Below are 25,999 nucleotides of genomic sequence, written 5' to 3' on the forward strand. Positions count from 1 at the left end.
ACTCACCACTCACCACTCACCACTCACCACTCACCACTCACCACTCACCACTCACCACTCACCACTCACCACTCACCTCTCAACACTCACCTCTCACCTCTCACCACTCAACACTCAACACTCAACACTCACCTCTCACCACTCAACACTCACCTCTCAACACTCACCTCTCACCACTCAACACTCACCTCTCACCTCTCAACACTCACCTCTCACTATAAGTTTAATTCTTTTATTTTACGGTACAGGGTACGTTCTGATATGCCCAGTTCATTAGCAGCCAGCTTACGCTTGCCTTTATGCTTCTTTAAGGCCTTGCGTATCAGGTCTGATTCTTTTTCAATCAGCGATAACGATTCTTCCACCTCTTCGGCATCATGCGTTATATTATAGGCATCATTATTATTATTGCTGTTGTTATTTACCGTATTAACGGGTTGCTGCAAAGTAAATTGTGCCTCGGGATTTCCGGGTAATTCAATATCACGGTACAACTGGTTTATAGTTTGCGAATGGTTGCTGTAGTTGGCCGCCACTCCCCCATGTTCAATAATATCGGCTACCAGTTTTTTCAGCTCCACCATATCACGTTTCATATCAAACAGCACTTTGTACAGGATATCGCGCTCCGAAAAATCCTCCTTAGGCTGATTATCCAAACGCATCGGCAAATTGCGGTTGCCCGGACCCTCGTGCGGAATATAGGTTAGCAATGTTTGCGCGGTGATGATCCGGTCGCGCTCCAGCACAGCCAGTTGTTCGGCCATATTTTTAAGCTGCCTTACGTTACCCGGCCATGAATAATTGACCAATACCTGCTGGGCCTCATCATCAAGCTGAATGGGTGGCGTGCGATATTTGTCGGTAAAGTCCGATGTAAACTTCCTGAAAAGCAGGTACACATCTTCCTTCCGGTCGCGCAGTGGTGGTATGCGCAGCGGAACGGTATTTAACCGGTAATAAAGGTCTTCTCTGAATTTGCCATTCCTCACCGCCTCGTACACATCCACATTGGTAGCTGCAATAACGCGCACATTCGTTTTTTCAACCTTCGATGAACCTACCTTAATATATTGTCCCGATTCCAGTACGCGCAGCAAACGGGCTTGTGTGCCCAAAGGCATTTCGGCAATTTCATCTAAAAAGATGGTACCACCGTTCACGGTTTCAAAATAACCTTTACGTTCGCCAACAGCGCCGGTATAAGCGCCTTTTTCGTGTCCGAATAATTCCGAATCAATAGTACCTTCTGGTATAGCGCCGCAGTTCACCGCGATAAACGGCCCGTGCTTGCGCGGGCTCATCTGGTGTATAATGTGCGAAAATACTTCCTTACCGCTCCCGCTTTCGCCGGTGATGAGTACCGAAATATCTGTAGGCGATACCTGGTTAGCAATATTTATAGCCCGGTTAAGCAATGGCGAATTGCCAATGATACCAAAGCGTTGTTTTATTTCTTGTACTTCCATTTTGTTTAATTAGTGAATTATTGATTTAGTGAATTACTGAATTAATAATAATTGATGAACCAAGTCATCCACTATTAAAACATAATCAACAAATCAACCTAATCTAACTTAATCAACAACCACTCCTATCAACGTAGCTGATGTACTGCGCTCAATCAGTACGTTCACGTACTCTCCTGGCTTGTAGTTGTCGCCCACCGGGAAAATTACCATGGCGTTTTGATCGCTGCGACCGCAATAATCTTTGTCTGATTTTTTGGAATAACCTTCTATCAGTACTTTCTCCACTTTGCCTATGCGTGCCTGCATCCGATAAAACGAATACTCCTGTTGCTTGGCTACAATCTGAGCCAGGCGTTTTTGTTTTACCTCTTCCGGGATGTCATCAGCATAACGTTTCGCAGCTAAAGTGCCGGGACGCTCGCTGTATTTAAACATGTAGGCAAAATCATACTTCACGTAATCCATCATGGTTACGGTATCATGATGTTCCTCATCTGTTTCTGTACAAAAACCGGTGATCACATCAGTTGATATAGCGCAATCCGGAATAATACGGCGAATAGCATCGATCCTGTTAATGTACCATTCCCTGTCATAGGTGCGGTTCATCATGTCCAGTATGCGGCTATTGCCCGATTGTACCGGCAAGTGTATATAGTTACAAATATTTTCGTACCTGTTAATGGTGTACAATACATCATCGGTAATATCCTTTGGATGAGAGGTCGAAAACCGAACCCGCAGATCGGGATTGATCAAGGCTACCAGCTCTAATAGATTAGCAAAGTTGGTGGTGGCCTCACCTAAATCCTCTCCAAAGGAGAGGACTTCCTTTGCCTCAGGCTCATCAGAACCCTCTCCTTTGGAGAGGGTAGGGTGAGGCTGTTTCCATTTATACGAATCCACGTTCTGCCCAAGCAAAGTAACCTCACGATAACCTTTGTTAAACAGGTCGGTACACTCGGCCACTATTGATTTGGGATCACGGCTGCGCTCGCGGCCACGGGTAAATGGTACCACGCAAAACGAGCACATGTTATCGCAGCCACGCATAATGGATACAAAGGCGTTGATGCCATTGCTGTTTAAACGTACCGGGCTGATATCGGCATAAGTTTCCTCGCGCGACAACAATACGTTCACCGCTTTCTGGCCGCTATCTACCTGGTCAATCAGTTCGGGCAGGTTGCGGTATGCATCCGGACCAACCACTACGTCAACCAGTTTTTCTTCTTCTAAAAATTTCGATTTTAAGCGTTCGGCCATACAACCCAGCACACCTACCACCAGTCCGGGATTTCGTACTTTGGCTACCGTAAACTCTTTAAGGCGATTACGAACCCTTTGTTCCGCATTTTCGCGAATGGAACAGGTATTTATAAAAATAACATCGGCAAGATTATGATCGGCAGTAGTTTCAAAACCCTGCTCGGCTAAAATTGATGCAACTATCTCACTGTCCGAAAAATTCATGGCACAGCCATAGCTTTCAATATAAAGCTTACGACCATTGTTTTTACCAGCAGCAGGCTCTAAAACCAAGGCTTCGCCCTGCCTGCTTTCGTCATGTGTTTTATCCGGAATTTCCAAATCCATCATGTATTGTAAAAATTAGTCTGCAAAAATACATAAAATTTAAATACCCAAATGACATATTGGCAGCATTTTTCTACTAAACAACGGGTTTAGACTCACCCCGGCTTCGCTCCGCTCGCCGACAGAAATACGGCTGGGCGTTTCTCCACGCGTCATTGCGAGGTACGAAGCAATCTCTGCACAAGCAGATCGAGCTTTTATGGTTCCTCTGTATAGCATAGAGATTACTTCGTACCTCGCATGACGCTACTTTTTTAACATTCTGCGAAGCGATGCCATGGTGAGCTAATCGCCAGCATAACCAGGTTTCTATAACACATTTTCATCTACAAAACAATAACCCAGCAGTGGTACCGTTTTAAGCCATAGCCTGTTAACTACCGCGCTATCTTAACGTATTACTCCTGCATTTTGTAAAAGGACACCAAATGGTTTAGTACCATTCGTTATGTTTCATAAAAAATTTAAAATAAGATGTTCATGCGGTGCGGTTTACCGCATAAGTTTAATAAATTTAAGGCTGAAGTATGTACAAAAGCTATTGATTAAAGCGGAAGTAAAACCAAAAGCTGTAAAAGGCAGTTGAACTAAAATAAATATACCCTAAGAGAAAGAAAACCGGTAAATGGAGTTTAAGTTTTTAAAGCACAGGTGGCAAAAAATAGTATTCAAGTTTGTGCTGATACCGGTGATTATCATTTTTCTGCTGGCATTGGTTGTTAACCGGTATTGGTCGCCTATTTTGGCCAACAAGGTTCACGATGTGGTACTAAGCAGCAGCGATAGCTTATACAGGATTGATTTTACCGATGCCCGCTTGCACGTACTGGAAGGAAAATTAACACTTTACAATATCACCCTAACCCCAGATACTGCCGTTTACAATCAAAAAAAGAAACAGCACCTGGCCCCCAATAACCTGGTTGAGCTGCGAGTAAAGCGTTTGATATTGCAGCATGTGCACCCGCTTACTTTATATTTCAGTCATAAACTTAATATCGGGCGGATAATTTTAAACGAGCCCGAAGTAAATATCAGCTATCAGCTTAATCATACAAAGGATACTGTTTTAAAAGATCACCGCACGGCCTGGCAAAAGATCTCCAAAAGTTTAAGATCTATCCATGTAGGGCAAATACTGCTCAATGATGTAAAGTTTAAATACCACGACTATTCTGGCAATAAAGTGGCCATTTCTGAACTGAAGGAAATGAACCTTACTGCTAATGATCTGCTCATTGATTCAACAACGCAAACAGACCGTTCGCGCCTGCTTTATTGTAAGGATGTAATAACCGAATTAAATAATTATACCGGCAAAACCAGCAGCGGCCTGTATACTTACAAGATCAAATACCTGAAACTTTCTACCCTTAAATCGCAGTTAAATGTAGAGGGCCTACAGCTTTCACCTGCCAAAACAGATGTGTTTTTTAACAAAAGCCATAGCGACCGTTTCGGTATAGATATCGACAGTTTGCAGCTCAATAATTTTGATTTTTTAAGTTACCATAAGTACCGGCAGGTAACGGCCTCAAACCTGGTACTCAACCGGGGCAGTATCCGGGTGTTCAATAATCCTAATAAAACCAAAGAGCCGGCAATTGATAAGATAAAAACCTTCCCCAATGTGATGATACACCAGGTAGGTATCGATATGAATATCGACACCCTGCGCGTACATCACATTAATGTGGAGTACTCGGAGTTTAACCATAAATCAAACAAAACAGGTACGGTTACCTTTAATAATACCAGCGGTCATTTTTATAATATCAGCAACAACAAGGCTACCCTGGCTAAAAACGATATCACTTCGGTAAATCTTACCACCTATTTCATGAACCGGGGTAAGCTGGATGTGCAATTTGCCTTCAACTTAACCGATAAAGACGCGGCCTTTACTTATAAAGGCACCCTGGGCCCCATGAATCTGCAAACACTAAACCCTGCGATAATGCCGCTGGCTATGGTGAAGGCTACCGCCGGATCTCTTAAAGAATTAAGTTTTGACATACAAGCCAATGCCAATGTATTTAAAGGCCATGTAGGATTTTTGTATAACGATCTGAAAGTAAATATATTCCAGGCTGATACAGCTAATGACCGGTTGAAAAAACGCTCGGTACTCTCGATGTTCGCCAATCTGTTTGTGATTAAACATGACAACCCTGATAAAGCCGGTGAAACACCCCGCTCCGCCAATGTTGTGTACCTGCGTCCTAAAGATTCGCCCTTTTTTAAAACCATGTGGAAAACCCTGCTCGAGGGTATAAAACCTTGCGTGGGTGTTGATGCCAAAAAGCAGCAGGAAACCAAAGCCCGGCTGGAGGAGCACCAAAAAAACAAACGCGACCACAAGGCCAGAAAAGAAGCCCGGAAAAAACGCAAAGCCGAAAAAAAGCGCCAGAAAGAATTGAATAAATAGGGGGCCGATAAAACCCCATGAAAAGGTAGAGATAACCGGCTGTTTTGTTAAGGATAAAAAAGGCCAAAAACCGACCGTTTAGCATGTTTATTTGACAATCGATTTAATACTTTTTAAAGTTTTCAAAACACATCAAAATCGTGCTAAAATTTGTTAAAAAGTGTTAAAATGGGTATTTTTTGGTCGCTTTTGAGTTGTTTTTACCCCGTTCTTGGGCCTAAAAGTGTTAAAATTTAAGGTTTAAAAAGTTTTTGTAAAATCAATCCCACCTATTGCAGCAGCAATTTAAGATTAATACCAAAATTAGTATACGCGGTATTAAATGTTTGCGAGGTATAGGGCCGGGTAATATTCGAATCATAAAACAGGTTCAGATTAAACCGCTGGTTAATCACGTAATCAATGGATGGGCGTACCGTAATATTTTGCGCACCTGATGATATTTCAGCTTCCTCCACATCGGCCCGGTATATGAGCGTTTTATTATCACGTAAGGAGAAATCGAGCTTAAAGTTAACATCATTATCTTTACCCGGTCCGCTGAACCAGCCAAACGGAAAATGGAAATTTTTAGTATGATAACCAAAGCCAAATACTATGATGCGCTCGTTTTGCTGTGCCAGCTGGCTGTTAAGCAGACTCAGGCTTAGCGAGCGGCTTTGGCGGTATTCCACATTGGTAGTCATACTGTTCTTGAACCTGATGCTGGCACCCAGCAAGGGCACAAACTGCTCAAAAATTGTTACCTGCGAAAACTGATATTGTGGTAAAAAGTCGTTGTTGAGATCCCGTGAGGTAACCGCACCGTGAGCTTCCTGGTACTGTAACAGAGATGTAAAGCCGTTTACGTTATAGGACGACCGGTAGCCATGGCTCAGATCGAATGAATCAAAAATATCCTGGAAAAACGGCATTTTACCCAGCCCATTATAAGTGATCTGCCAGTTAGGTATCGGGATATTGGGGAATTGTGACAGGTTACTTTTAGCCGGATTTTTACCTGTATAAGCCGCCAGGAAAGCCGGCACCAGTACATTTTGTGAGTTTGGCCCGTACCCATCGGCGTAACCATCTGTACTACCCGCGGAGTTAGGGTTTGTTGCTCCCAATTTTTGGGATATAACAGCGCGGCTATCTAAAAGCTTTTGATAAATGGGTGATGAGTTATTTATCCCGGTTGTTTTTTTAAACGCGGTTGCAATGCTTAAAAATGATATGCTGTAATTGCCGGTAGTTACCGGGCTCAATGATTCAATGCTATTGGTTGTAGGAAGGTATTTAAAGTTAGCCTGATAGTTACGATCCTGCGTTTTAAAGGCAATAAGCTCAATTCGTAGATCCTTAAATGGCTCAATGATACCGCGGAAGTGCATATCCTCATTCAGGGTGGTTACATACAGTTGGTTTTGCAGGGTATCCCTTGTAATCCAGCCATTGGCTAAAGCCTTAGGCCTGATATCTGCCTGGCTACCCAATAAAAACCCCAAACCAGGCGCCCCGGCATCTGCCCCAAAAAAGCCCGATTGTGGCAGATAGCCCGGTAAAAATATGCCTTGTGTACGGGTATAGGTAGCACTGAGGTTTTTAACACTGGTTAATAGTCCTATTAAAACACCATCAATGCCGGTTTTGGTGTTATTGGGGTTATTGGCCTTGCGTATAAACGGAAACTTATTATACAGCGCCACCATATTTAATGTTGGGTTTAACTGTATAGCCCTGGAGTTTTGTATGCTGTTACCTACATCATACGTAGGATCGTTTATAGCAAACAGGGGCTGTGTTTGCCAGTTGAAATGTGCGCTATAACGAGCTACGGTAGTTATCCAGTCCATCCCTGGTATTTTGGCAAACGGTACGTTATAGTTAAAATTAATGGTGTGGTTGTAGTTAGTAGTACGTCCCAGCTTTTTCAGGTTATCCCATAGGGTATCCCGCTTTAATCCATTAATACGGCCGGCAGGCTCATCAACCACCGATAAATTGGTTGCATCGATATCCATTTGTAATGATTTGGAAAGATTCCAGCCAATACCATAAACCCTGGTGATATTAAAGTATTTATTAAACGTAGTTGTTGGTACAGGGATAAAATTATTAGGGTCATTATCCCGCAAGGTATTTTCGGAATAAAAACGATCAAAATTAATACTCAGGTTTAACCGCGTGGGCAGGATACTGAAATTGATATCGCGGAAAAGAGCCAGAAGGTTACTTTTAATGATTTTGGCAAACGGACTATAGTATTTGGGTTGATTGGTATAATTATAGGCCAGCGTAAGATTGTATGTTTTTTCAAGATCGCTTTGGGTCACAAAATCGTGGTGCGTGTACTCTGTATAAGCATATGAGGCCGTCAAGTTCTCTACGTCCCATAAGTGGCTGGGTGCATTCGGGTCTGTTTTTGCCTTGTGAACATTAGTAAAGTTGATACTCCGTCGTAGGGTATAATCAACGGCAGCATTTCGTATGGAGTCGCGTTCCCTGCTGGAGGTTGCCGCTGCCAAGGATGCCTTCAGTTCCACGTCGGGTGCGCCCGGATCATACTGAGGCATACTGGTTTGCTTTGACAGATTGACGTAAGTTGGTATACGGATACCGCTTTTAGCCGGAAAGAACTTTCCGAGCTCCATATTGGCAGATATGTCATATGTTTGGTCGTCACTGCGGCTCCTATCGTTCAACCTGGAATCAAGGGTACCAAAACCAATGGTAGCTTTAGTGCCTGCTACGGTAATATCGGCAAAGTCGGCGAGTTTTGCATCAAACCGGGCTGTTGCTGCCCATCCCCCACGCTGATCAAAATCGGTTAGTCGTAATTCGTCAAACCAAACAGTGCCGGTTTTATCCAAACCATCATCAATATTTGACGGCTGCGCACCTCTGTACGGGTTACGCACCCCAAGCATAATGGTACGCAAACGGCTCAGATCGGGCTGACCTTTGATATAAACCGTTTGATTACCTTCCACGTATTTAAATACCTGATTATAAGGCACGTTGGAGTGATTACGTTTAAGCTTAGCCCGGGTTAGCAGGTCGAGTTCAAGGTCTATGGAGTTAACGCTGGGCCATATGGCGTCCGGGTCACGGGTACCGGGTATGGTAACCTTTAAGGGCAATTGATATTCATAATAATTGTCCTGGTAATCTACACCTAAACGAATAAAAGCATTCAGATCATTATCCTTCAACTGATCACCTTCGGCATGCACAAACATCTGCAGGCGCTTATACGATCGCAGATCATTAAAAAAGGTTTTGAAGGCGGCTCTTGAATAACCATCACGCAGGCTTTTAACATTTAATGAAAGCGACTGCTCATTAAGTTTGGTATCTGTTTGCAGGTTATTATAATTACGCTGGCGATTAATACCCGGCGGTACTACATAAGGAATAGGTGTGCGGTTACCGTTTTGCTCGATACTTACCGCCTGTACATCAAGTGTGGAATTATCAAGCGGCGGATTTGGAATGGCCGGATCGGCAATTACATTGAGGGGGTTTCTTTCGGTATTAAAGGAGCGCCATTCGCCACGAACAAGTTGCAGGGTAGCGAAACGTAATATAGCGGTATCGGCAAAGTTGGTCATAAACATCCGCATAAAACGGATGGCTTTAAAATCCTGAATGTTACCTATTTTGTCCTGATAGTTGGTTATTGGTATCCTGAACTGGTACCAGTTAACCATTTGTGTGCTACCATTGGCCAGTTTTACCGAAGCGGTGAGCTTATCGCTGATATAGTTTTGGCCAACTACCATATCCCCGGGACGTATAGATACTTTGTACTGGAAGTAGGAATCTTCAATACTCATATTATTATCGCGGTTGATATCTTCACCATCGGGCAGTGAGGTAGCAGCGGAATTTTGTATCCCGAGTTCGGCCTGCGATTGCTCGGCTGTTTTAGAGTTTCCGTCGGTACCATTGTATTTACTGTAGCGATCTAATATGCCCGCCCTGGCCTGATCCAAATCGCGGCCCTGGTAATATTGGTAATCATCAGAAGATGGGTCGGCAGAAAAACTGTTGGCCGCCTGCGCGTTTAATCTACCGGTTGCTTGCTGTACAACTGGAGCAAATTTTCTTTTCTCATCGGCATCATTCAAACCATCTAAACCCACGTCCTGTAACCTGCGCGAATCCGGATTGTTATCAAAGGCGTTTATTACTGGTTGCAGCTTGGCTACGCGGCCCCAATTGGTTTCGTCAACCTGCGACAGGTCGCCATTTACCGGCAAGGCATTCTCCAGACTTTTGCGCCCGTCTTTTAATATATCTTCAGATAAGCTGCCCAGGTTAAAATACAGATCGCCACCGGCCGAGTTTGGTTTGTAGACGAATGGATCCATTACCCAAAATTCAATGTATGATACGTTTAATGATTCAAAATCATTAGTTTCCATTTTCCGGAACATGCCGCCCCAGCGCGATTTTGGATTTTGCAGTGTACCATCATTATTGATACCGTTGGTAGTGTAGTTGTAAGGCCCGCGTACGGTTGGGTAAAAAGCAAGGTTAAGTGTGGAAATAGCTAATTGCTGCCCGGTAGCGGGTTGTTTGTAAGGAAACACCTCTTGTTCAATGATCTGCCTTACATAATGGTTTGAAAGTTCGGACTTTGATATCGGGATACTACCGGTATTAGTATAAAATATAGGGTCGATGTTATAAAATGCAAGCCGGGCCCGGTTGTAGCCATAGCTTAAATCGTTCGATAATTTCGATTCGTCAAAGAGTTGCGGCGTGCCTGATATTTGCCAGGTATTGGCGCTTTTTACGTCAATTACCGATTGGCTGTTTTCAAAATCATCCAGATAGGAGGTACCATTTTTTGAGCCGGCAAAATTCAGCGCGCCAGGGCTACCGGGAAGCAATTGTGCAAACTCACCCGAGAAATTGATAGACGATGGAACCTTGGTATGAATAAACGGGATCTTATCAACCAATCGCGTAAGCAATCGTGACTCCGAACTATAATTAGCATCAAAACCCCATATGGTATTGGAGATAGACTCTTGCCCGGCAACTTCATTCTGATTCAGCGGTTGTTCTGTGAGGTGCATAATGGTACCCCCCAGGTTCAGTTTATCATTAACGTGATAATCAAACCGCGACCCGTACAATGACTTTTGCTGCACCCCAAACAGTTCATTGTTCTCCAGTTTAACCGTGATCGGTTGTCCGGATGATAGCAGCGCCTGGTTCAATATCCGGATACGACCGGAGTTATAATCAACCGTGTAGTCATTCCCTTCCTGCAGTTTTAAAGAACCGGCAGTTACATTGACCGATCCCTGCGGAATATTCACCGCATTAAGCTGATACTCCGAGCCGCCCGTGGAGGTATAGGTACCCTTAATCACATACCGGTTTAAATTGGGGAAATATTGCTGCGCTATGGTTTTAGTTGAATCATACAGGGGCTGGTATACATACCGTTTAGCCAGATCTGACTCACCGGGTAAAAACTTTTTATTCAGATCGGAACCGAAAGGCTCCAGTACCGGGAACATGATGCGGCCATTTTGCGAATCGATGGTTATCCCCTCCAAAAAGTCAAAATAGCCATCGGGCTGCGTATTATTTTGCTGATTGAGGTTATCCAGATCCGTAATCTGCAGCCAGAGCTTTCCTTTTGTATTCTGTCCCTCTTCCATCACCGTCTTCTCGATACCTGATTTATCATCAAGCCGGGTTACGGTGAGTTTAAAATCAGTAGGACTTACCTGGAAAGCTCCTAATGAATAAATATTCTTCATCATCAGTTTCCAGGTAGGTAAATTGGTTTTCAGTAATTCGCCTTTCAGCAATTTTACAAATAACACTTTTGGGGTATTCGGATCAACGGCCACATCACTGCTAAATTCACCCACCTGGTATTGCTGCCCGTTAACCGTATACTGATAAGCTACCGCCAGTACCTCATCATTATTCAAAGGGTAATTAAGCGATATATACCCCAATTGAGGGTGCAGGGTATACTCTTTATCGGTAAGCTTACGGGCATAGGTAAGTTTGGAATAGTTATCTGTGGCTCCGCTACTTTGAAAATAATTGGCTATGGAGTTTGAGTTGGTTTGGCGCACGTCTGCGGGTAAATTGTTTAGCAAGGAGTTTGATTGCTGTGCAAAACCCGGACCTTTAAAACCCGCCGGATAAACGCTTCCGCCACCCTGTATCTTTGTTTTATTATATGGGTTGTTTTCGCCCAGATCCAGGAAGGCTAATATGTCCCTTGAATCGGTGGTTACGTTGGTACGATTGGTTGTCCAAACCTCTATTTTGGTAATATTGACATTGGAGCTGATAATAGGTATCCGCGACAATGCCTTATCATAATTATCACGAAAATACTGTGATAAAAAGAAGTGCTTGTTAGCCTCATAATCAGCCGGTGTTACCCGAAACTCGCCTTGCTGCGAACCGTTTGTTATGGTAATGGTTTTGGATTGCGACCGCTGTTGCGACAAAATACTGGTTACATCCAAGCGGCCAAACTTTAGTTTGGTTTTAATACCGAACAGCGCCTGGCTACCCGTAATAAGCGTAGTATTTAAAGGCATACTAACCGTACCTGCCTCTATTTTTTGAATGATCTCATCCGGTGATCCGGTGTAATCCAGTTTTATCTGGTTATCAAACTGAAACTGGGCGTCGGTATTATAATTGGTAGTTATCTTTAACTTATCACCTATATTTCCGGTTACGTTCAGCTGTATTTTCTGATCGAAATTAAAATTAAACTGGTTTCGCTGCCTTGTATTAAACAGTGGGTTCTGGTTTTGATTTAACTGCCCGGCCAGGATCATTTCTGCCGAACCCTGCGGCCTGATATCAATGGTTTGGCCACCAAAAATCTGATCGAAAGTACGGCTGCGTACTTTTATTGACGGTATAAAACCTGGTTGCTGCGAAGCATAGGCATAATTATCGGCCAGTTGCTGATAATATATACGCTGATTGGATTTGCTCTTTAACTTTAAATATTGGGCAAATGTTAAATACTGCGGCGGACGATATAATAAATTACCAACCTTTTCATACAATATATATCTGTTTGTTGCAGGGTCGTATTCAACTGTCCGGATCAGATTGGGAGGATCCGGATCAAAGATACCCTCCCGAAGCCTGAGGTTTTTAGGTTCGGTTAGGTTAACAGGAGTGCCCGAGAGTGTCGTATCTCTCTTAGCACTCGTAACGCGTTGTTGTGCATACACACTCCCCAGCCCACTAAATGCCAAAATAAACAACACACTTATAATAATATTATAAGTAAATATTTTTATCAAAGGTCAAGTTAGAATTTGTACGTAATTATAGAGCTTTTAACGCAAACTTTATAAGCTGTTCTACGGTTAAATCTCCATTATTTTTATTGATCTCCTGATCCAATACCTTCTCGGCAGCATTGCGTGCAAAGCCAAGCATAATCAGTGCGGAAAGGGCTTCGTCCTTAACAGTTTTGCTTACAGGCACAACCGTTAAAGTGTCAGGTCCTTCTTTACGCAACTTATCCTGCAGCTCCAATATAATACGCTGTGCCGATTTTGGACCTATGCCTTTGATACGTTGTATTAAAGCAACATTGCCGCTAACAATGGCTGCTTGTATTTCGGCAGGGGTAATTGATGATAACATCATTCGCCCCGTATTTGGCCCTATGCCGGATATGGATACCAGGTGTAAGAACAAGCGCCGCTCACCTTCATCGGCAAAACCATATAAAGTAAGCGCATCCTCTTTTACGTACTGCCAGATAAATAGTTTACAATTTTCTACTTCTCCGACCCTTGAATATGTATTTAACGATATATTAATGTGATAGCCAATACCGCCGGCGTCTATAACAACGTGCGAAGGACTTTTGAATACCAGTTTACCACTAATATAATCGTACATAATATTATTATTTAATGTGGGGTTAAGGTATCAAGTAGCTAGTATCAGGTATCAAGACTTTTGAAAATGTTATTTATAAAATAAATGCAACGGTCTTGATACTTGATACTAACTACTTGATACTATTATTTACTTCCTTTAAGTTTATCAAAAATACCTTTTGGTTTGCTGGCTTCGGCTTTTTCCTGGGCATCAACAACCGCTATGGTGATCATATTTACAATTTCGCGAACCGAGCTACCCAGTTGTAATACGTGCACCGGTTTTTTTAAGCCCAATAATATAGGCCCTACAGCTTCCGCTCCACCTATTTCCTGTAATAGTTTGTAAGCTATATTACCCGACTCCAGGTTAGGGAATATCAAGGTATTAGCCGGTTTTCCGTTTAAGGTTGAAAACGGGAAGTTATCGGCCAGCAAATCAGAATTCAGGGCAAAGTTGGCCTGCATATCACCGTCAACCACCATATCCGGGTAATGCTTATGCAGCAGTTTTACCGTTTCTCTTGTTTTTTCGGGGATAGGGCCATCATTTGAACCAAAGTTAGAATAGGATAATATGGCTACCCTCGGGCTGATATTAAACTGTTTTACAGATTTTTCGATCAGCACGGTAATATCCACCAGCTCCTGTACACTTGGGTTTTCATTCACAGTGGTATCGCCAAAAAATACGGGGCCTTTTTGGGTGATCATCATATACATACCAGCCACCCGGTTCACACCCTCCTCGGTACCTATAATTTGCAGGGCCGGTTTAATAGTGGGCACGTAGTTTTTGGTTAAACCTGATATGAGGGCGTCGGCTCTGCCAAACTGTACCATACAGGCGCCATAATAGTTACGGTCGCTCAGCATTTTGCGGGCTTCAAACAACGTTACCCCTCTGCGTTGACGTTTCTGATACAGGAACTCCGCATACTCCTCCATGTTTTCACATTTCACACGCGGGTCAATGATCTGCACATCACCGAGGTCGAGATCATTCTCACGCATGATGCGCCTGATCTTATCTTCGTTGCCCAACAATATCGGAGTGGCAATACCTTCCTCTTTTACGATCTGGGCCGATCTTAATATCTTGTAATTATCAGCCTCAGCAAAAACCACTCGTTTAGGATTCTGCTTGGCTTTATTGGTGAGGTTACGCAGCAATTTATCATTGGTACCTAATCTTGAGCGTAATTCTTCATAATAAGTATCCCAATCTGTGATCGCTTTACGGGCAACACCCGAATCAATAGCTGCTTTGGCAACGGCAGCCGATACCTCAACAATGAGCCTTTGATCCATCGGTTTTGGGATAATATAATCTCTGCCGAATTTAAGGTTGGTTGTATTGTAGGCCAGATTTACCGCTTCCGGAACTGGCTTTTTAGCCATTTCGGCAATTGCCTGTGTGGCAGCTATCTTCATCGCCTCGTTAATAGCGGTTGCCCTCACATCAAGCGCTCCCCTGAAAATATACGGGAAACCCAACACGTTGTTCACCTGGTTGGGATAATCGGAACGACCGGTAGCCATAATGATATCATCGCGGGTTTGTACCGCCAGATCATAATCAACCTCCGGAGTTGGATTAGCCATGGCAAACACGATAGGTTTTTTAGCCATCGACTTCAACATATCCGCATCAACTACATTAGCCGCAGAAAGACCGACAAAAACGTCGGCATTTTTCATGGCATCAGCCAGGGTTTTAATATCGGTACGGGTAGTGGCAAATTCCAGTCTGATATCGTCCAGATCGGTACGCTCTGGTGTCAACAAACCATTGATATCAAACATCACCAGGTTTTCTTTTTTAACACCCAATGAAAGGTACATTTTGGTGCAAGATACGGCAGCAGCACCGGCACCGTTAACCACCATTTTTATCTTATCAAGTTTTTTACCCTGGATCTCACAAGCGTTCATTAAGGCAGCGCCCGATATAATGGCTGTACCATGCTGATCATCGTGCATTACCGGGATATTCATTTCCGCTTTAAGCCTGCGTTCGATCTCGAAACAGGTTGGAGCCGATATATCTTCCAGATTAACGCCGCCAAACGTAGGTTCAAGCGCCTTTACAATAGTTACAAACTCATCTACGCTCTTAGCATTTACTTCCAGGTCAAACACGTCAATATCAGCATAGATCTTGAACAGCAGTCCCTTTCCTTCCATTACCGGCTTGCTGGCCTCGGGGCCAATATTACCCAGGCCCAATACCGCGGTACCGTTACTGATAACCGCCACCAGGTTACCCTTGGCAGTATATTTATATACGTCCTCCACATTTTCTGCTATGCGGAGACATGGTTCGGCAACACCCGGCGAATACGCCATGGTGAGGTCGCGTTGTGAATTGGTTGGTTTGGTAGGTACTACCTGTATTTTTCCCGGACGACCTTGTGAGTGGTAGTTTAAGGCGTCCTGTTTACGGTTGTTCTTGTTCATTTTCTCAAAATTCAAGCGCTCAAAATTACAATTCTTTTTATGGTAACCCGAATAAAAAAGCCCGGCTTTGAAATACATCAAAACCGGGCTCCTCATATTCAGGTGCTTAATGTTTTTTTATAGTCAATTTCATTTATTGGTGAAGCTTTCTGGCCCTAAGCCCTGCAATTATAAAACTCTTTTGCTGTGCTGGCTTACTGCCGCACTGGTTGAGTCGTCATCGCCATTACTTACTTTGATGCTTACCCCAACCGGGGCCCGGTTACTTTTCAAGTGGTTCCATACCTTCAAATCCTGCACTTCAACCCCATACTTATCGGCAATAGAAACCAGGGTTTCGCCTTTTCGAACCCGGTGACGGGATGGCATCTTACGTTCCGGTTTATCTTCCGTATAGGAAGCATAAGTTACTTTTGGCTCCGGTGCAACCGCATCGCCACCATTCAATACATTATATAAAACGGCATAATTTTCCTTGGCCACTTGTGGTAGTATCAATCTGCGGGGTTTTGCCGGTGAGCCGTTAACTATTAATCTCCTGTAGGCTGGGTTTAATATAGCCAGCTCATTAATATTTACTTTTAAGGCTTGTGATATACTGCTCAAGGCAACATATTTTTTCACCATAACCGTATCAGTCTTCATCGAAAAATTACATCCTTGCGGAACAATGTTATGCTTATTAAAATAATGCATGATGTAATTTACTGCTATAAAAGCAGGTACATAACCCCGGGTTTCGGCAGGCAGGTATTGACGGGCGCTCCAAAAATCATTGGCTCCAGCTTTTTCAACCGCGCGTTCTACATTACTTTTACCACAATTGTAAGATGCTATGGCTAATAGCCAATCGCCAAATTCCTGATAGGCGTCTTTTAAATAAGCCGCTGCTGCGTAGGTGGCCTGTATAGGGTCGCGGCGTTCATCAACATAGCTATCCATATTTAAACCATACAATTTGGCCGTAGTAAACATAAACTGCCATGGACCTGTTGCCCCTACTCTTGATACTGCGTTAGGATCAAGCTTTGATTCAACTATCGAAAGGAATTTGATCTCTTCGGGTATACCCGCATCGCGGAAAGCCTTTTCGTAAATAGGGAAGTAATATTTAGAAAGACCTATCACCTGCCCCATCTCATCACGGTTTTGCATGTACAGGTCAATATAACTTTGCACATACTCATTATACTCCAGCGGAATGTCTTTGCTGATGGAATCTAACCGACGCTCATAGATGCCTCTTAAAGGCGCTGGGCCGGCAGATTGGGCAACAGCTTTTCTCAGGACGGTATCCTGTGCAATATTCGGCCATTGAAATGTTGATCTTGAAGAAGCGTTTGCGTAAACAATTTGCAGTGATATAAAGCAGATAGTAAGCGTAAGTAGTTTCTTCATTCTTTAGGGATTTAAATGTATAGAATCAAGAGATTAGAGTCAGGAATTAATATAAAACACAAGTCGAATGCTGTTCTCATTGTTCCTATTTCTTGACTCTTGGTTCTAATATCTTGATTCTCTTATTTACTAAATTATTAAATTTTTTAAAGTTCAAGGAAATATTTTGAAAAATTCAATAGTTCCTGTTCGTTAAAATGCTTAGCAAGTAATTGTAAACCTAACGGCAAACCTTTGCTATTATTGCCAACTGGCAATGAAATAGCCGGCACACCGGCTAAGGATGCTTGTACGGTAAAAATATCCGAAAGATACGTTACTACCGGGTCTTTTTCTTCTTTGCCTATGGCAAACGCGGGCTCCGGAGCTGTGGGTACCAGTATAAAATCGTATTCGTTGAGTATCTGATCGGTTTTTTCCCTAATCAGGCGGCGGACTTTCTGGGCTTTGGCATAATAGGCATCATAATATCCGGCGCTTAAAACAAATGTCCCCAGCATAATACGGCGTTTTACTTCTTTACCAAAACCTTCGGACCGGGAACGTTTATAGGTTGATTGTAGGTCATCTGCCGATGGACTGCGATAACCGTAGTGCACTCCATCGTACCGGGCCAGGTTTGACGAGGCTTCGGCCATAGCTAAAATATAATAAGCAGGTACCAGGTAATCTAATTGCTCAAAAGCAATAGGTGTTACGGTATGGCCTTCCGCCCGGAGTTTATCAATATATTTTACCAGTACATCTTTTACCTCTGTATCAACACCCGGGCTCGAAATAGCTTCCTGTAAGTAGGCGATCTTCTTTTTTCCTGTTTTTTCGATATGTTCAGAAAACGCCGGGACTTCTTGCTGTGCCAGCGTACTATCATAATCGTCGGGGCCGGCCATAACTTCCAGCAGCAAAGCAGCATCCTCTACCGATCGGGTAATGGGGCCAACCTGGTCAAATGACGATGCGAAAGCGATAATACCATGTCTGGAGATACGGCCATAGGTAGGTTTTAAACCGATAACGCCACAAAATGAAGCGGGCTGCCTTACGGACCCCCCGGTATCGGTACCAATAGCCGCATGGCACATATTGGCCTGCACAGCAACTGCCGAGCCACCTGATGACCCACCCGAAACCCTGGTTTCGTCGGCCATATTTTTTACCGGGCCGAACCAGGAAGTTTCGTTGGCGCCGCCCATGGCAAACTCATCGCAATTACAGCGGCCAATAATAACCACGTCCTCGGCCAATAAGCGCTCAACAATAGTTGATGAATAAATGGAGGTGAAATCTTTTAATATTTTTGAGGAGGCACTTACCTGGTGCCCTTTATAACAGATGTTATCTTTTATAGCGATAACCATTCCGGCCAGTTTGCCGGCGGTTCCGTTTTTTATACGGTCGTCAATGTTTTTTGCATTGACCAGTGCTTCCTGTTCAAACACCTCGTTAAAGGCATTCAAATGAGCATTCTTTTTTATTTGATCCAGATAGTTTTTTACCAGTCCTTCAACGGTAATTTCCGCACGTTGCAGCCCACTCCTTATTTCACTTAAAGAGGAATAAAATTTAGCCATGGGGCTAAAATAAAAAACTTATCTGTTGAAATACGAAATAATTCAACAGATAAGTTCGTATGCAGTAAACAAAAGTATCAAGCCACCAGCATTAAGTATCAATATAGCTACATTACAGCTTTCAAAAATCTTGATACTTGATACTAATTACTTGATACCTAAATATTAAACTTTAGGTTTTTCTTCGGTAGTGCTTGTATTGTTTTCGCCGTTTTGCGCGTCTTTAAATTCTTTAACGCCTTTTCCTAAACCTCTCATTAGTTCAGGTATTTTTTTACCGCCGAACAATAAAAGTATTGCAATGATGATCAGAATGATTTCTGGTGCGCCTAATCCACCCATGATTTTTAAGTTTTATGTTATGTAAATATTATTATGACTTGTGTTACTCGTGTTCTGTTTTAACAGGATCTGCGGTTGTTTTCTTGGTCAGATCGATGTGTGTTTCCGCAACCGGCTCCTCTTCATGTGTACTTACGTAAGTATCAGAGATAGGGATTGTATTGGGCACTGTATTTTCTATACCATGTATAGGGTGCTTCACCTCATTATCTTCTGTAATAGCTGCAGTTGTGTGCTCTGTAGTATTTTCTTCAACAAGCGGGGTATCTTTTACCGTTGTCTCGGTTTTCTTTTCTTCGTAATTGTTGATTTGATTGTTGATTTCACGTTTCACATCTTCAGATGCATCTTTAAAATCCCGGATACCTTTGCCTAAACCGCGTGCCAGCTCAGGCAGCTTATCACCTCCAAAAAGCATTAATGCTGCAAAAAGTATCAGTACCATCTCGCTCGTACCAATATTTAAAAATAAAAAAACTGAACTTAGCATAGCATTTAAATTAAGGTTACAAATATATACAATTAAAATTTCATAAAGTTCATAACTAATTAGTTAGGTGCCAGCCACGTTTTAGGATTGGTTGGGTCCTTCACTTTATACACTTCAAAGTGAACTTCCGTTTCCCCAGTCGACGAATCTGTCGCCACCGTTCCTAATGTTTGCTTGGTGCTAACTTTTTGCCCCCTGGCCACACTAACCGACCGTAAATTGGCATACACTGTAAAGTACTCCCCGTGAACTATCATCACCAAATAAGTACCGCTTACGTCAACCACCCTCACTACTGTACCATCAAATACGGCCCTTACCGAGCTTCCCGGATTGGTTCTGATATCAATACCGGTACTTTCGCTCTTTATCCCCTCAGGCGTGGTGTACATACCAAAACCCTGAGTTATTACTCCATTGGCAACCGGCCATGGCAAACGACCGCGGTTACCCAAAAAGTCATTTGATAGTTTAGCTGCTTCAGGTGTGGCGTTCAACACGCTCGATTCACTCCGTGTCACAGGTTTAGAAGGAGCTACAGGAGCAGGTCTGTTTTCGGCCTTTGCTTTAGCTGCCGCTATTCTGGCGGCCTCCCTTGCTTCTGCCTCGGCCTTGCGCCGGGCTTCCTCAATTTCCCTGCGGATGGTTGAGGCAATTTCCCTGTTGGTTTTGGCTATTTTTGCCTGAACTTCCCGTTGTTGCTGTTTCAACTGCCCTTCGTGCTGCGACAGGTCGCTTACTACTTTAACCTGGTTATTTTTTTCTTTACCAAGCGTTTCTTTTTCCTTTTGCTGATCGGCCAGCAGGTTACTCTTTTCCTGCTTGTTTTTATCCAGCTCGTTTATTTTTACATGCAGTTCTTTTTGAGTTCCCTGTATATAACCTGCCTGCCGCTCACGGTAGGTGCCAAACTGCTGTAAATATTTTAATCGTTTATAGGCCTGGTTAAAATCCCTTGAAGCAAAAAGGAACATCAGCTTATTGTAAGCACTCTGATTGCGGTATGCAAAAAGTATCATGGCCGCATATTCCTTTTTTAGCTGGTCAAGCTGGTTTTGTAAACTATGTACGGTATTATTGCTCTCAGAGATCTGATTATCTAAATTTCTTACTTCCGAATTGATAATATTTATTTTCTCTTCCCGCAGGTTTATCTGCGCTTTCAACAAACTCAGTTGTTTTAAAGTAGCTCTTTTATTTTGAGAGGTTTCCTGGTAATCCTTATTCAGTTGCTCCAGTTCCTCTGATAATTTATCACGCCTGCGTTTTAACTCCTGACTGCTTTGCGCATGTACATCAACCGCTATAAATACCGCTATTATAAAAAATACTACTTTTAAAAACTTCATCAAACAAACATAATTAATTATTTGGCCGGCTCGTAATTAGCGGGAATATTGAACGGATATTCCTGCTGTACATCAAAGTCGGCCTTTGTATAATGCAAATTAACCTGTATTTTTTTATCTTTTACTACTGATGCGATATCTATTTGTGATGGCATAACCCGGTTAGTTGCCTGGATAAAGCTATTGTTAGCCACTTGCAGCGATTGTCCCGCGCTTTCATTGGACAAATTGGTTTGCGTAACTTTTAAATCGGCACCTAAAACCAGCTTATATAACAAATCCTGCAGGCTACCGCTCAGGGTAGTGTTGCCATCGGCATTGGTCAGCTCAGCTTTTTCATTCAGCAATTCAGGCACGGCATTACCAATCAGTAATGACTCCAGCGTTTTATAGTTAACCTGGCTGCTGGCATACTTATATACATAACTAAAAGGCTTGCGCAGGTACACTCCCTGCAAACGATTAATGAGCAATATACTATCGGGGGTGATCAAGGCACGGGCGGCCTCAACTCCCAAAATAGCTGTAATGGAAACCCAGATCCTTTTATCGCGCTCAATACGAATATTGAGGGTAACATCATTACTATTACCATTGATATTGAGCTTGGTTTTTGCTTTACCAGAAAAGGTGTTAAAATTTACCTGTTTAGCTCTTATAGCATTTAGCCGGCTGCTTAACTTATTATCAACAGACTTTGCAGATGAATCGGCTTTACGTGTTACCAAAACCTGTTTACGGGCTTTACAACTCACCATAACCAGCAGGCAGCACACTATTAAAAGCCTCACACCGCCCTCTCTAAAAGAGAGGGTTCTAAAAAACTTCTGTTTTAAAGTCCTCGCCTTTGGAGAGGATTTAGAAGAGGCTTTACTCGCTATATCTTTTCTCATTTATTTTACGGTCTAATACCGGCGATTGACCACCGTTACTTTTAGCTTTTTTCCAGTTCTCTATGGCTTCATCTGTATTACCAAGGTAAAACAAAATGTCGCCATAATGCTCATATTGGGCAGCGCTATTCGTTTTATCATGTGCCAATGCTTTCAATATCCAAATCTTCGCATCGGCATATTTTTTTTGCTTAAAAAGCACCCAGGCATACGTATCTTCAAACGACGCCGTATTGGGCTGAAGCTCGTTAGATCGGGCCGACATTTGTGCGGCTTTATCCAGTTGCTCACTTCTTAACGATAAATAATAGGCATAATTGTTTAACGTGTATGCATTATCCGGATTATAGCTTAACGCCTTATCATAAGCTTCGTCGGAGCTTTTATTATCTTTAAGACTATGATAACAATCGCCTAATAACGAAAAGCTCAGCGAAAGTAAATCCTTATCCTGAATTTCTAATGAAGTTGCATTTGTGGCATAACTAAGGGCTTTTTTGTATTCTTTTTTTTGTGCCCAGGCTACTCCCACCATATAATTCATCCAGCCCTGGTTTGGGAACAATGAAAGCGCGTTTTCGCCATCTTTTATAGTAGCGTCTATATCATTCTCACTCAATTCCACCCGTACCAGCTGTTCGTGTACAACATATACCTGTTCATTAAGCTGAATTGATTTTTTATACGCGGCTTTGGCTTCTTTTAATTTTGTGTTTTGCAACAGCATATCGCCATAAATAGCATAAGCTTTGGCGTCGGCTGGATGCGCTACGGTTATAAGTCGGCTTAGTTCAAGGGCGCTGGCTTTAGCATTGGGATCGGGGAATTTTGGAAAGTACCCGCTTATGATACTTACTTTTTGATCAATACTAACATCGGGATTTGCAAACGCCAGTTTCAATTCATTAAAACAAGCGTCATTATTTTTTTTGTCGCGGTAAACATCGGCCAAAGCCAAATGTACCATGCCGTTATTATTGTCTTGTTTTTCGGCTTGCAGCAAAACTTTCAGGGCTTTATCGTTAAGCCCGTTTGAGTTATAAATTTCGGCCAGTAACAGGTAGTAACGCATTTGACCCGGATTATCTGCAATGGCCCGCTCCAGCTCGGCCGCTGCCTGGTCTATCTTGCCTTGTTTTAGGTAGATCTTTTGCCGGCTTGCCAAAATATCGTCACTGGGGCCATCGAGCTTTTCCAACTGATCATATACCTTAAGAGCGTCATCATATCTTTTTAAAATAAGATAGGCGTTGGCCTTATCAAAATAATAATCAGATTTATCCGGATTGATCCTGATGAGCTGATTAAATACATTCTCGAGCTTGTCAATGGCATTTGTTTTTTCATAGTCATCGGCCAGGGCTACCCAATACCACTCATTATCCGGACTAATAGCAACCGCTTTTTCCAATAAAGGCCGCGCCCCGGCATAATCATTCTGTTGTCTTTTCAGGTTGGCCAACTCAAACATGGATGCATCATTTCCAGGATCGGCCTGCAATATGCGCTCAAACATTTCGCCTGCCCGTTTGGAGTTTTCAATGGTTTTTTCGCGAATGGCCGAGAAAAACAGCTGCTTAACCATCATACTATCAGCCTGGGTGAGTGGTTTGGTTGTGGTAGATTTTTGTCCCTGCACAGACCCGGCGCTTAGAATGAGGAATAAAGACAAAAGAGCAAAGACAGCTCCAAAGTGGCCAATGCCGCTCTTATTTACTGTATCACTATATCTCAATTCCTTATTATACATTCTCTTAATCTTTTATCCTTGCTCTTTGCTCTAAAAATCCTTGCTCCTCAAAATCTACTTAACAGCTGTATGACCAAAGCCACCCTCTCCCCGGGTAGTTTCGTTTAACACTTCTACCTCATCCCAGTTTACGGTTTCATGGCGGGCAACTACCATTTGAGCAATACGATCTCCGTTATTAATTTCAAATATTTCTGTCGAAAAGTTAATCAACAGTACTTTGATCTCCCCACGATAATCAGCATCAATAGTACCCGGTGAATTAACAATACCTATACCATGCTTAAACGCTAATCCACTGCGTGGCCGTATCTGCGCCTCAAAACCCACAGGCAGTTCGATATATAAACCGGTAGGAATAAGTTTTCGTTCCATAGGTTTTAACTGTACCGTTTCCTGAATATCAGCACGCAGATCCATACCAGCAGCATGGGCGGTTTCATATGCCGGTAAACTATTCTTCGACTTATTAATTATTCTGATGGTCATCGTTTACTAAATATGATCTTTAATTGTTTGCGTTCCGCGAAAAATGCCGTTCCCGCAAACAGCAACAGCAATAAATTACCTACAAATATATTACGTTTAAATGTGCTGAACGACAAATAAACAAGTATTATTGATGATACGATATATATGACATTCTTTTTAAGATTGTAAGGTATGGGATAGTGCTTTTGACCCCATATGTACGACATGATCATCATACTGGCATAAGCTATCAGCGAGATCCACGCTGATGCCATATAACTGTATTTGGGAATAAAAATCACATTGAGTACAATGGTTACTATAGCCCCTATCCCGGATATGTACAGGCCATACTTTGTTTGGTCGGATAATTTGTACCAGATTGACAAATTGGTATAAATACCCAGGCTTACATATCCCAACAGTAAAGGTGGCACAACCGGTAAGCCAACCCAATAGTCGTGGTTATTTACATAGTGTTTTAGTATTTGGATGTTAGCTACCACGCCTACAAACATCAGGCACATGGTTATTACAAAATAATCCATGATACGGGAGTAGGTTTGCCCCGCGTTTTTATTTTTTGCATGACTAAAAAAGAAAGGCTCGGCCCCCATGCGAAAAGCCTGATTAAAAAGGCTCAGAAAAACTGATATGCGCGCACAGCCCGAATAAATGCCCACCTCACGCTCACTGATACTATCGGGCAGCAATTTTCCTAATAAAATTTTATCAAAATTTTCGTTAACGATGTAGGATAAACCTGCAATCATTACCGGCCAGCTGTAGGTAAGCATATTTTTAAACATAACACCGTCAAAACTTAATTGCAGCTTTAACAACTCTGGCAGCAGCAACAATAAGGTTATAAAGCTGGCCACCAGATTTGATACAAATATGTAACCCACCCAACCCATGGTAAACCATTGCTTACACCATAACGCTCCTGGCATTTGGTGCTTAATGATATACGGGATTATCCAAATAAAAATGAGGTTGAGCGATACAGTAACTACGATATTGATCAGTTTAATGCTGCCGTATTTTATTGGCCGGCTATCTGCACGGAGCTTGGCAAATGGGATAGCGCACCAGGCATCGAGCACCAAAATACCTAAAAAATAACGAATATATAGTTCAAATTCCCCCTGTGAGGTGCCTTTACCAATTTTAATTAAACCTGCTATGGTATGCGTAAAAGGAACGGTTAATATTAAAAATACTACCGTTACCATAAATACAGCCCAGAAACTATTATTGTAAACCTGTCTTTTATTGTCAGGAAACTTGTTCAGATACCTGAAAAAAGTAGTTTCCATTCCGAAAGAAAGCACTGCCTGCAAAACAGAAGCATAGCTAAACATGGTACTGAAAATACTGTATACATTAGGATTGTATGCTTTTGTATAAAGCGGGGTAAGCAAAGCGCCTAATAAACGCTGCACTATAGTAGTTACACCGTATATAGCCGTTTGCCCGGCAAATTTTTTAGCGGTTGACAATGTTGATGTTTGGGATGGTAGTTAACAAATAAAACCCGGCAAACTACAGGGCTCTTTTTACAACCTCAAAATTACGATAGTTTTTTAATTCGCCCTCATGGCTTTCCACAGAAGTTACTTCGGCATCTTCGGGCCCTTCATGGCACCATTCCATAAACATTTCGAGCAGGGTATCGTCGGCTTCGGCAGCTATAAAAACATCGCCGTTCGGTTCATTTTTTACAAAGCCCCTTACCCCAAGCTGATCGGCAACAGCCTTGGTTGATTTACGGTAAAAAACGCCCTGAACTTTTCCTTTAACAGTAATATCGAGATGCCTGGTCATGGATCAATTTGAAAATTTGGTGATTTGAAAATTTGAAAATTCCGGCTCACTTAACGAGCTCCTAAT

16 protein-coding genes are annotated in these 25,999 nt (G+C 42.6%); 1 reads left to right on the forward strand and 15 read right to left on the reverse strand.

The genetic code is table 11. The features are described from left to right. Window positions 1-215: 215 nt before the first annotated feature. Both AB6735_RS15320 and AB6735_RS15325 read right to left on the reverse strand, forming a co-directional pair. Complete coding sequence (locus tag AB6735_RS15320; RefSeq protein WP_370996721.1) at window positions 216-1,469, reverse strand: sigma-54 interaction domain-containing protein; 1,254 nt, start codon at window positions 1,467-1,469, stop codon at window positions 216-218. A 108-nt stretch (window positions 1,470-1,577) separates the two neighbouring features. Continuing rightward, on the reverse strand, window positions 1,578-3,071 hold the full coding sequence (locus AB6735_RS15325; protein ID WP_370996722.1) for a MiaB/RimO family radical SAM methylthiotransferase: 1,494 nt from the start codon (window positions 3,069-3,071) through the stop codon (window positions 1,578-1,580). 622 nt (window positions 3,072-3,693) lie between these two features. Between AB6735_RS15325 and AB6735_RS15330 the strand changes: the two genes are divergently transcribed. Continuing rightward, entirely contained in the window at window positions 3,694-5,496 is a 1,803-nt protein-coding gene (locus tag AB6735_RS15330; protein ID WP_370996723.1) for a hypothetical protein, read from the forward strand. Between the two features lie 269 nt (window positions 5,497-5,765). Here AB6735_RS15330 and sprA read toward each other — a convergent pair whose 3' ends face one another. The 13 genes from sprA to AB6735_RS15395 form a co-directional block, all read right to left on the reverse strand. After that, window positions 5,766-12,791 (reverse strand): cell surface protein SprA, encoded by a 7,026-nt coding sequence (sprA, locus tag AB6735_RS15335; RefSeq protein ID WP_370996724.1) that lies wholly within the window; start codon window positions 12,789-12,791, stop codon window positions 5,766-5,768. Window positions 12,792-12,816: 25 nt separating this feature from the next. Further along, window positions 12,817-13,401, reverse strand: coding sequence for a Holliday junction branch migration protein RuvA (gene ruvA / locus AB6735_RS15340; RefSeq protein WP_370996725.1), 585 nt, complete (start codon window positions 13,399-13,401; stop codon window positions 12,817-12,819). A gap of 125 nt (window positions 13,402-13,526) precedes the next feature. Beyond that, complete coding sequence (locus AB6735_RS15345; protein ID WP_370996726.1) at window positions 13,527-15,842, reverse strand: NADP-dependent malic enzyme; 2,316 nt, start codon at window positions 15,840-15,842, stop codon at window positions 13,527-13,529. Between the two features lie 168 nt (window positions 15,843-16,010). Further along, the gene (locus AB6735_RS15350; protein ID WP_370996727.1) at window positions 16,011-17,240 is read right to left on the reverse strand and encodes a transglycosylase SLT domain-containing protein; all 1,230 of its coding nucleotides are present in this window, start codon (window positions 17,238-17,240) and stop codon (window positions 16,011-16,013) included. 146 nt (window positions 17,241-17,386) lie between these two features. Further along, complete coding sequence (gene gatA / locus AB6735_RS15355) at window positions 17,387-18,811, reverse strand: Asp-tRNA(Asn)/Glu-tRNA(Gln) amidotransferase subunit GatA (RefSeq protein WP_370996728.1); 1,425 nt, start codon at window positions 18,809-18,811, stop codon at window positions 17,387-17,389. 165 nt (window positions 18,812-18,976) lie between these two features. Next, window positions 18,977-19,153 carry a twin-arginine translocase TatA/TatE family subunit gene (locus AB6735_RS15360; RefSeq protein WP_370996729.1) on the reverse strand — a complete coding sequence of 59 codons (177 nt, stop codon included), beginning with the start codon at window positions 19,151-19,153 and terminating at the stop codon, window positions 18,977-18,979. 43 nt (window positions 19,154-19,196) lie between these two features. Further along, window positions 19,197-19,643 carry a twin-arginine translocase TatA/TatE family subunit gene (locus AB6735_RS15365; RefSeq protein ID WP_370996730.1) on the reverse strand — a complete coding sequence of 149 codons (447 nt, stop codon included), beginning with the start codon at window positions 19,641-19,643 and terminating at the stop codon, window positions 19,197-19,199. A 59-nt stretch (window positions 19,644-19,702) separates the two neighbouring features. Beyond that, window positions 19,703-20,992, reverse strand: a complete 1,290-nt coding sequence (locus AB6735_RS15370; protein WP_370996731.1) for a murein hydrolase activator EnvC — start codon at window positions 20,990-20,992, stop codon at window positions 19,703-19,705. Between the two features lie 17 nt (window positions 20,993-21,009). Next, window positions 21,010-21,885 carry a DUF4292 domain-containing protein gene (locus AB6735_RS15375; protein WP_370996732.1) on the reverse strand — a complete coding sequence of 292 codons (876 nt, stop codon included), beginning with the start codon at window positions 21,883-21,885 and terminating at the stop codon, window positions 21,010-21,012. Beyond that, window positions 21,863-23,635, reverse strand: a complete 1,773-nt coding sequence (locus AB6735_RS15380; RefSeq protein ID WP_370996733.1) for a tetratricopeptide repeat protein — start codon at window positions 23,633-23,635, stop codon at window positions 21,863-21,865. The genes AB6735_RS15375 and AB6735_RS15380 overlap by 23 nt, the downstream gene beginning before the upstream one ends. A gap of 54 nt (window positions 23,636-23,689) precedes the next feature. Beyond that, window positions 23,690-24,124 carry a dUTP diphosphatase gene (gene dut / locus AB6735_RS15385; RefSeq protein ID WP_370996734.1) on the reverse strand — a complete coding sequence of 145 codons (435 nt, stop codon included), beginning with the start codon at window positions 24,122-24,124 and terminating at the stop codon, window positions 23,690-23,692. Continuing rightward, window positions 24,121-25,608 carry an oligosaccharide flippase family protein gene (locus AB6735_RS15390; protein ID WP_370996735.1) on the reverse strand — a complete coding sequence of 496 codons (1,488 nt, stop codon included), beginning with the start codon at window positions 25,606-25,608 and terminating at the stop codon, window positions 24,121-24,123. The genes dut and AB6735_RS15390 overlap by 4 nt, the downstream gene beginning before the upstream one ends. 43 nt (window positions 25,609-25,651) lie before the next feature. Next, window positions 25,652-25,933, reverse strand: coding sequence for an acylphosphatase (locus tag AB6735_RS15395; protein ID WP_370996736.1), 282 nt, complete (start codon window positions 25,931-25,933; stop codon window positions 25,652-25,654). Window positions 25,934-25,999: the final 66 nt, after the last annotated feature.

It is taken from the genome of Mucilaginibacter sp. RCC_168 (assembly GCF_041355315.1).
GTDB lineage: Bacteria > Bacteroidota > Bacteroidia > Sphingobacteriales > Sphingobacteriaceae > Mucilaginibacter.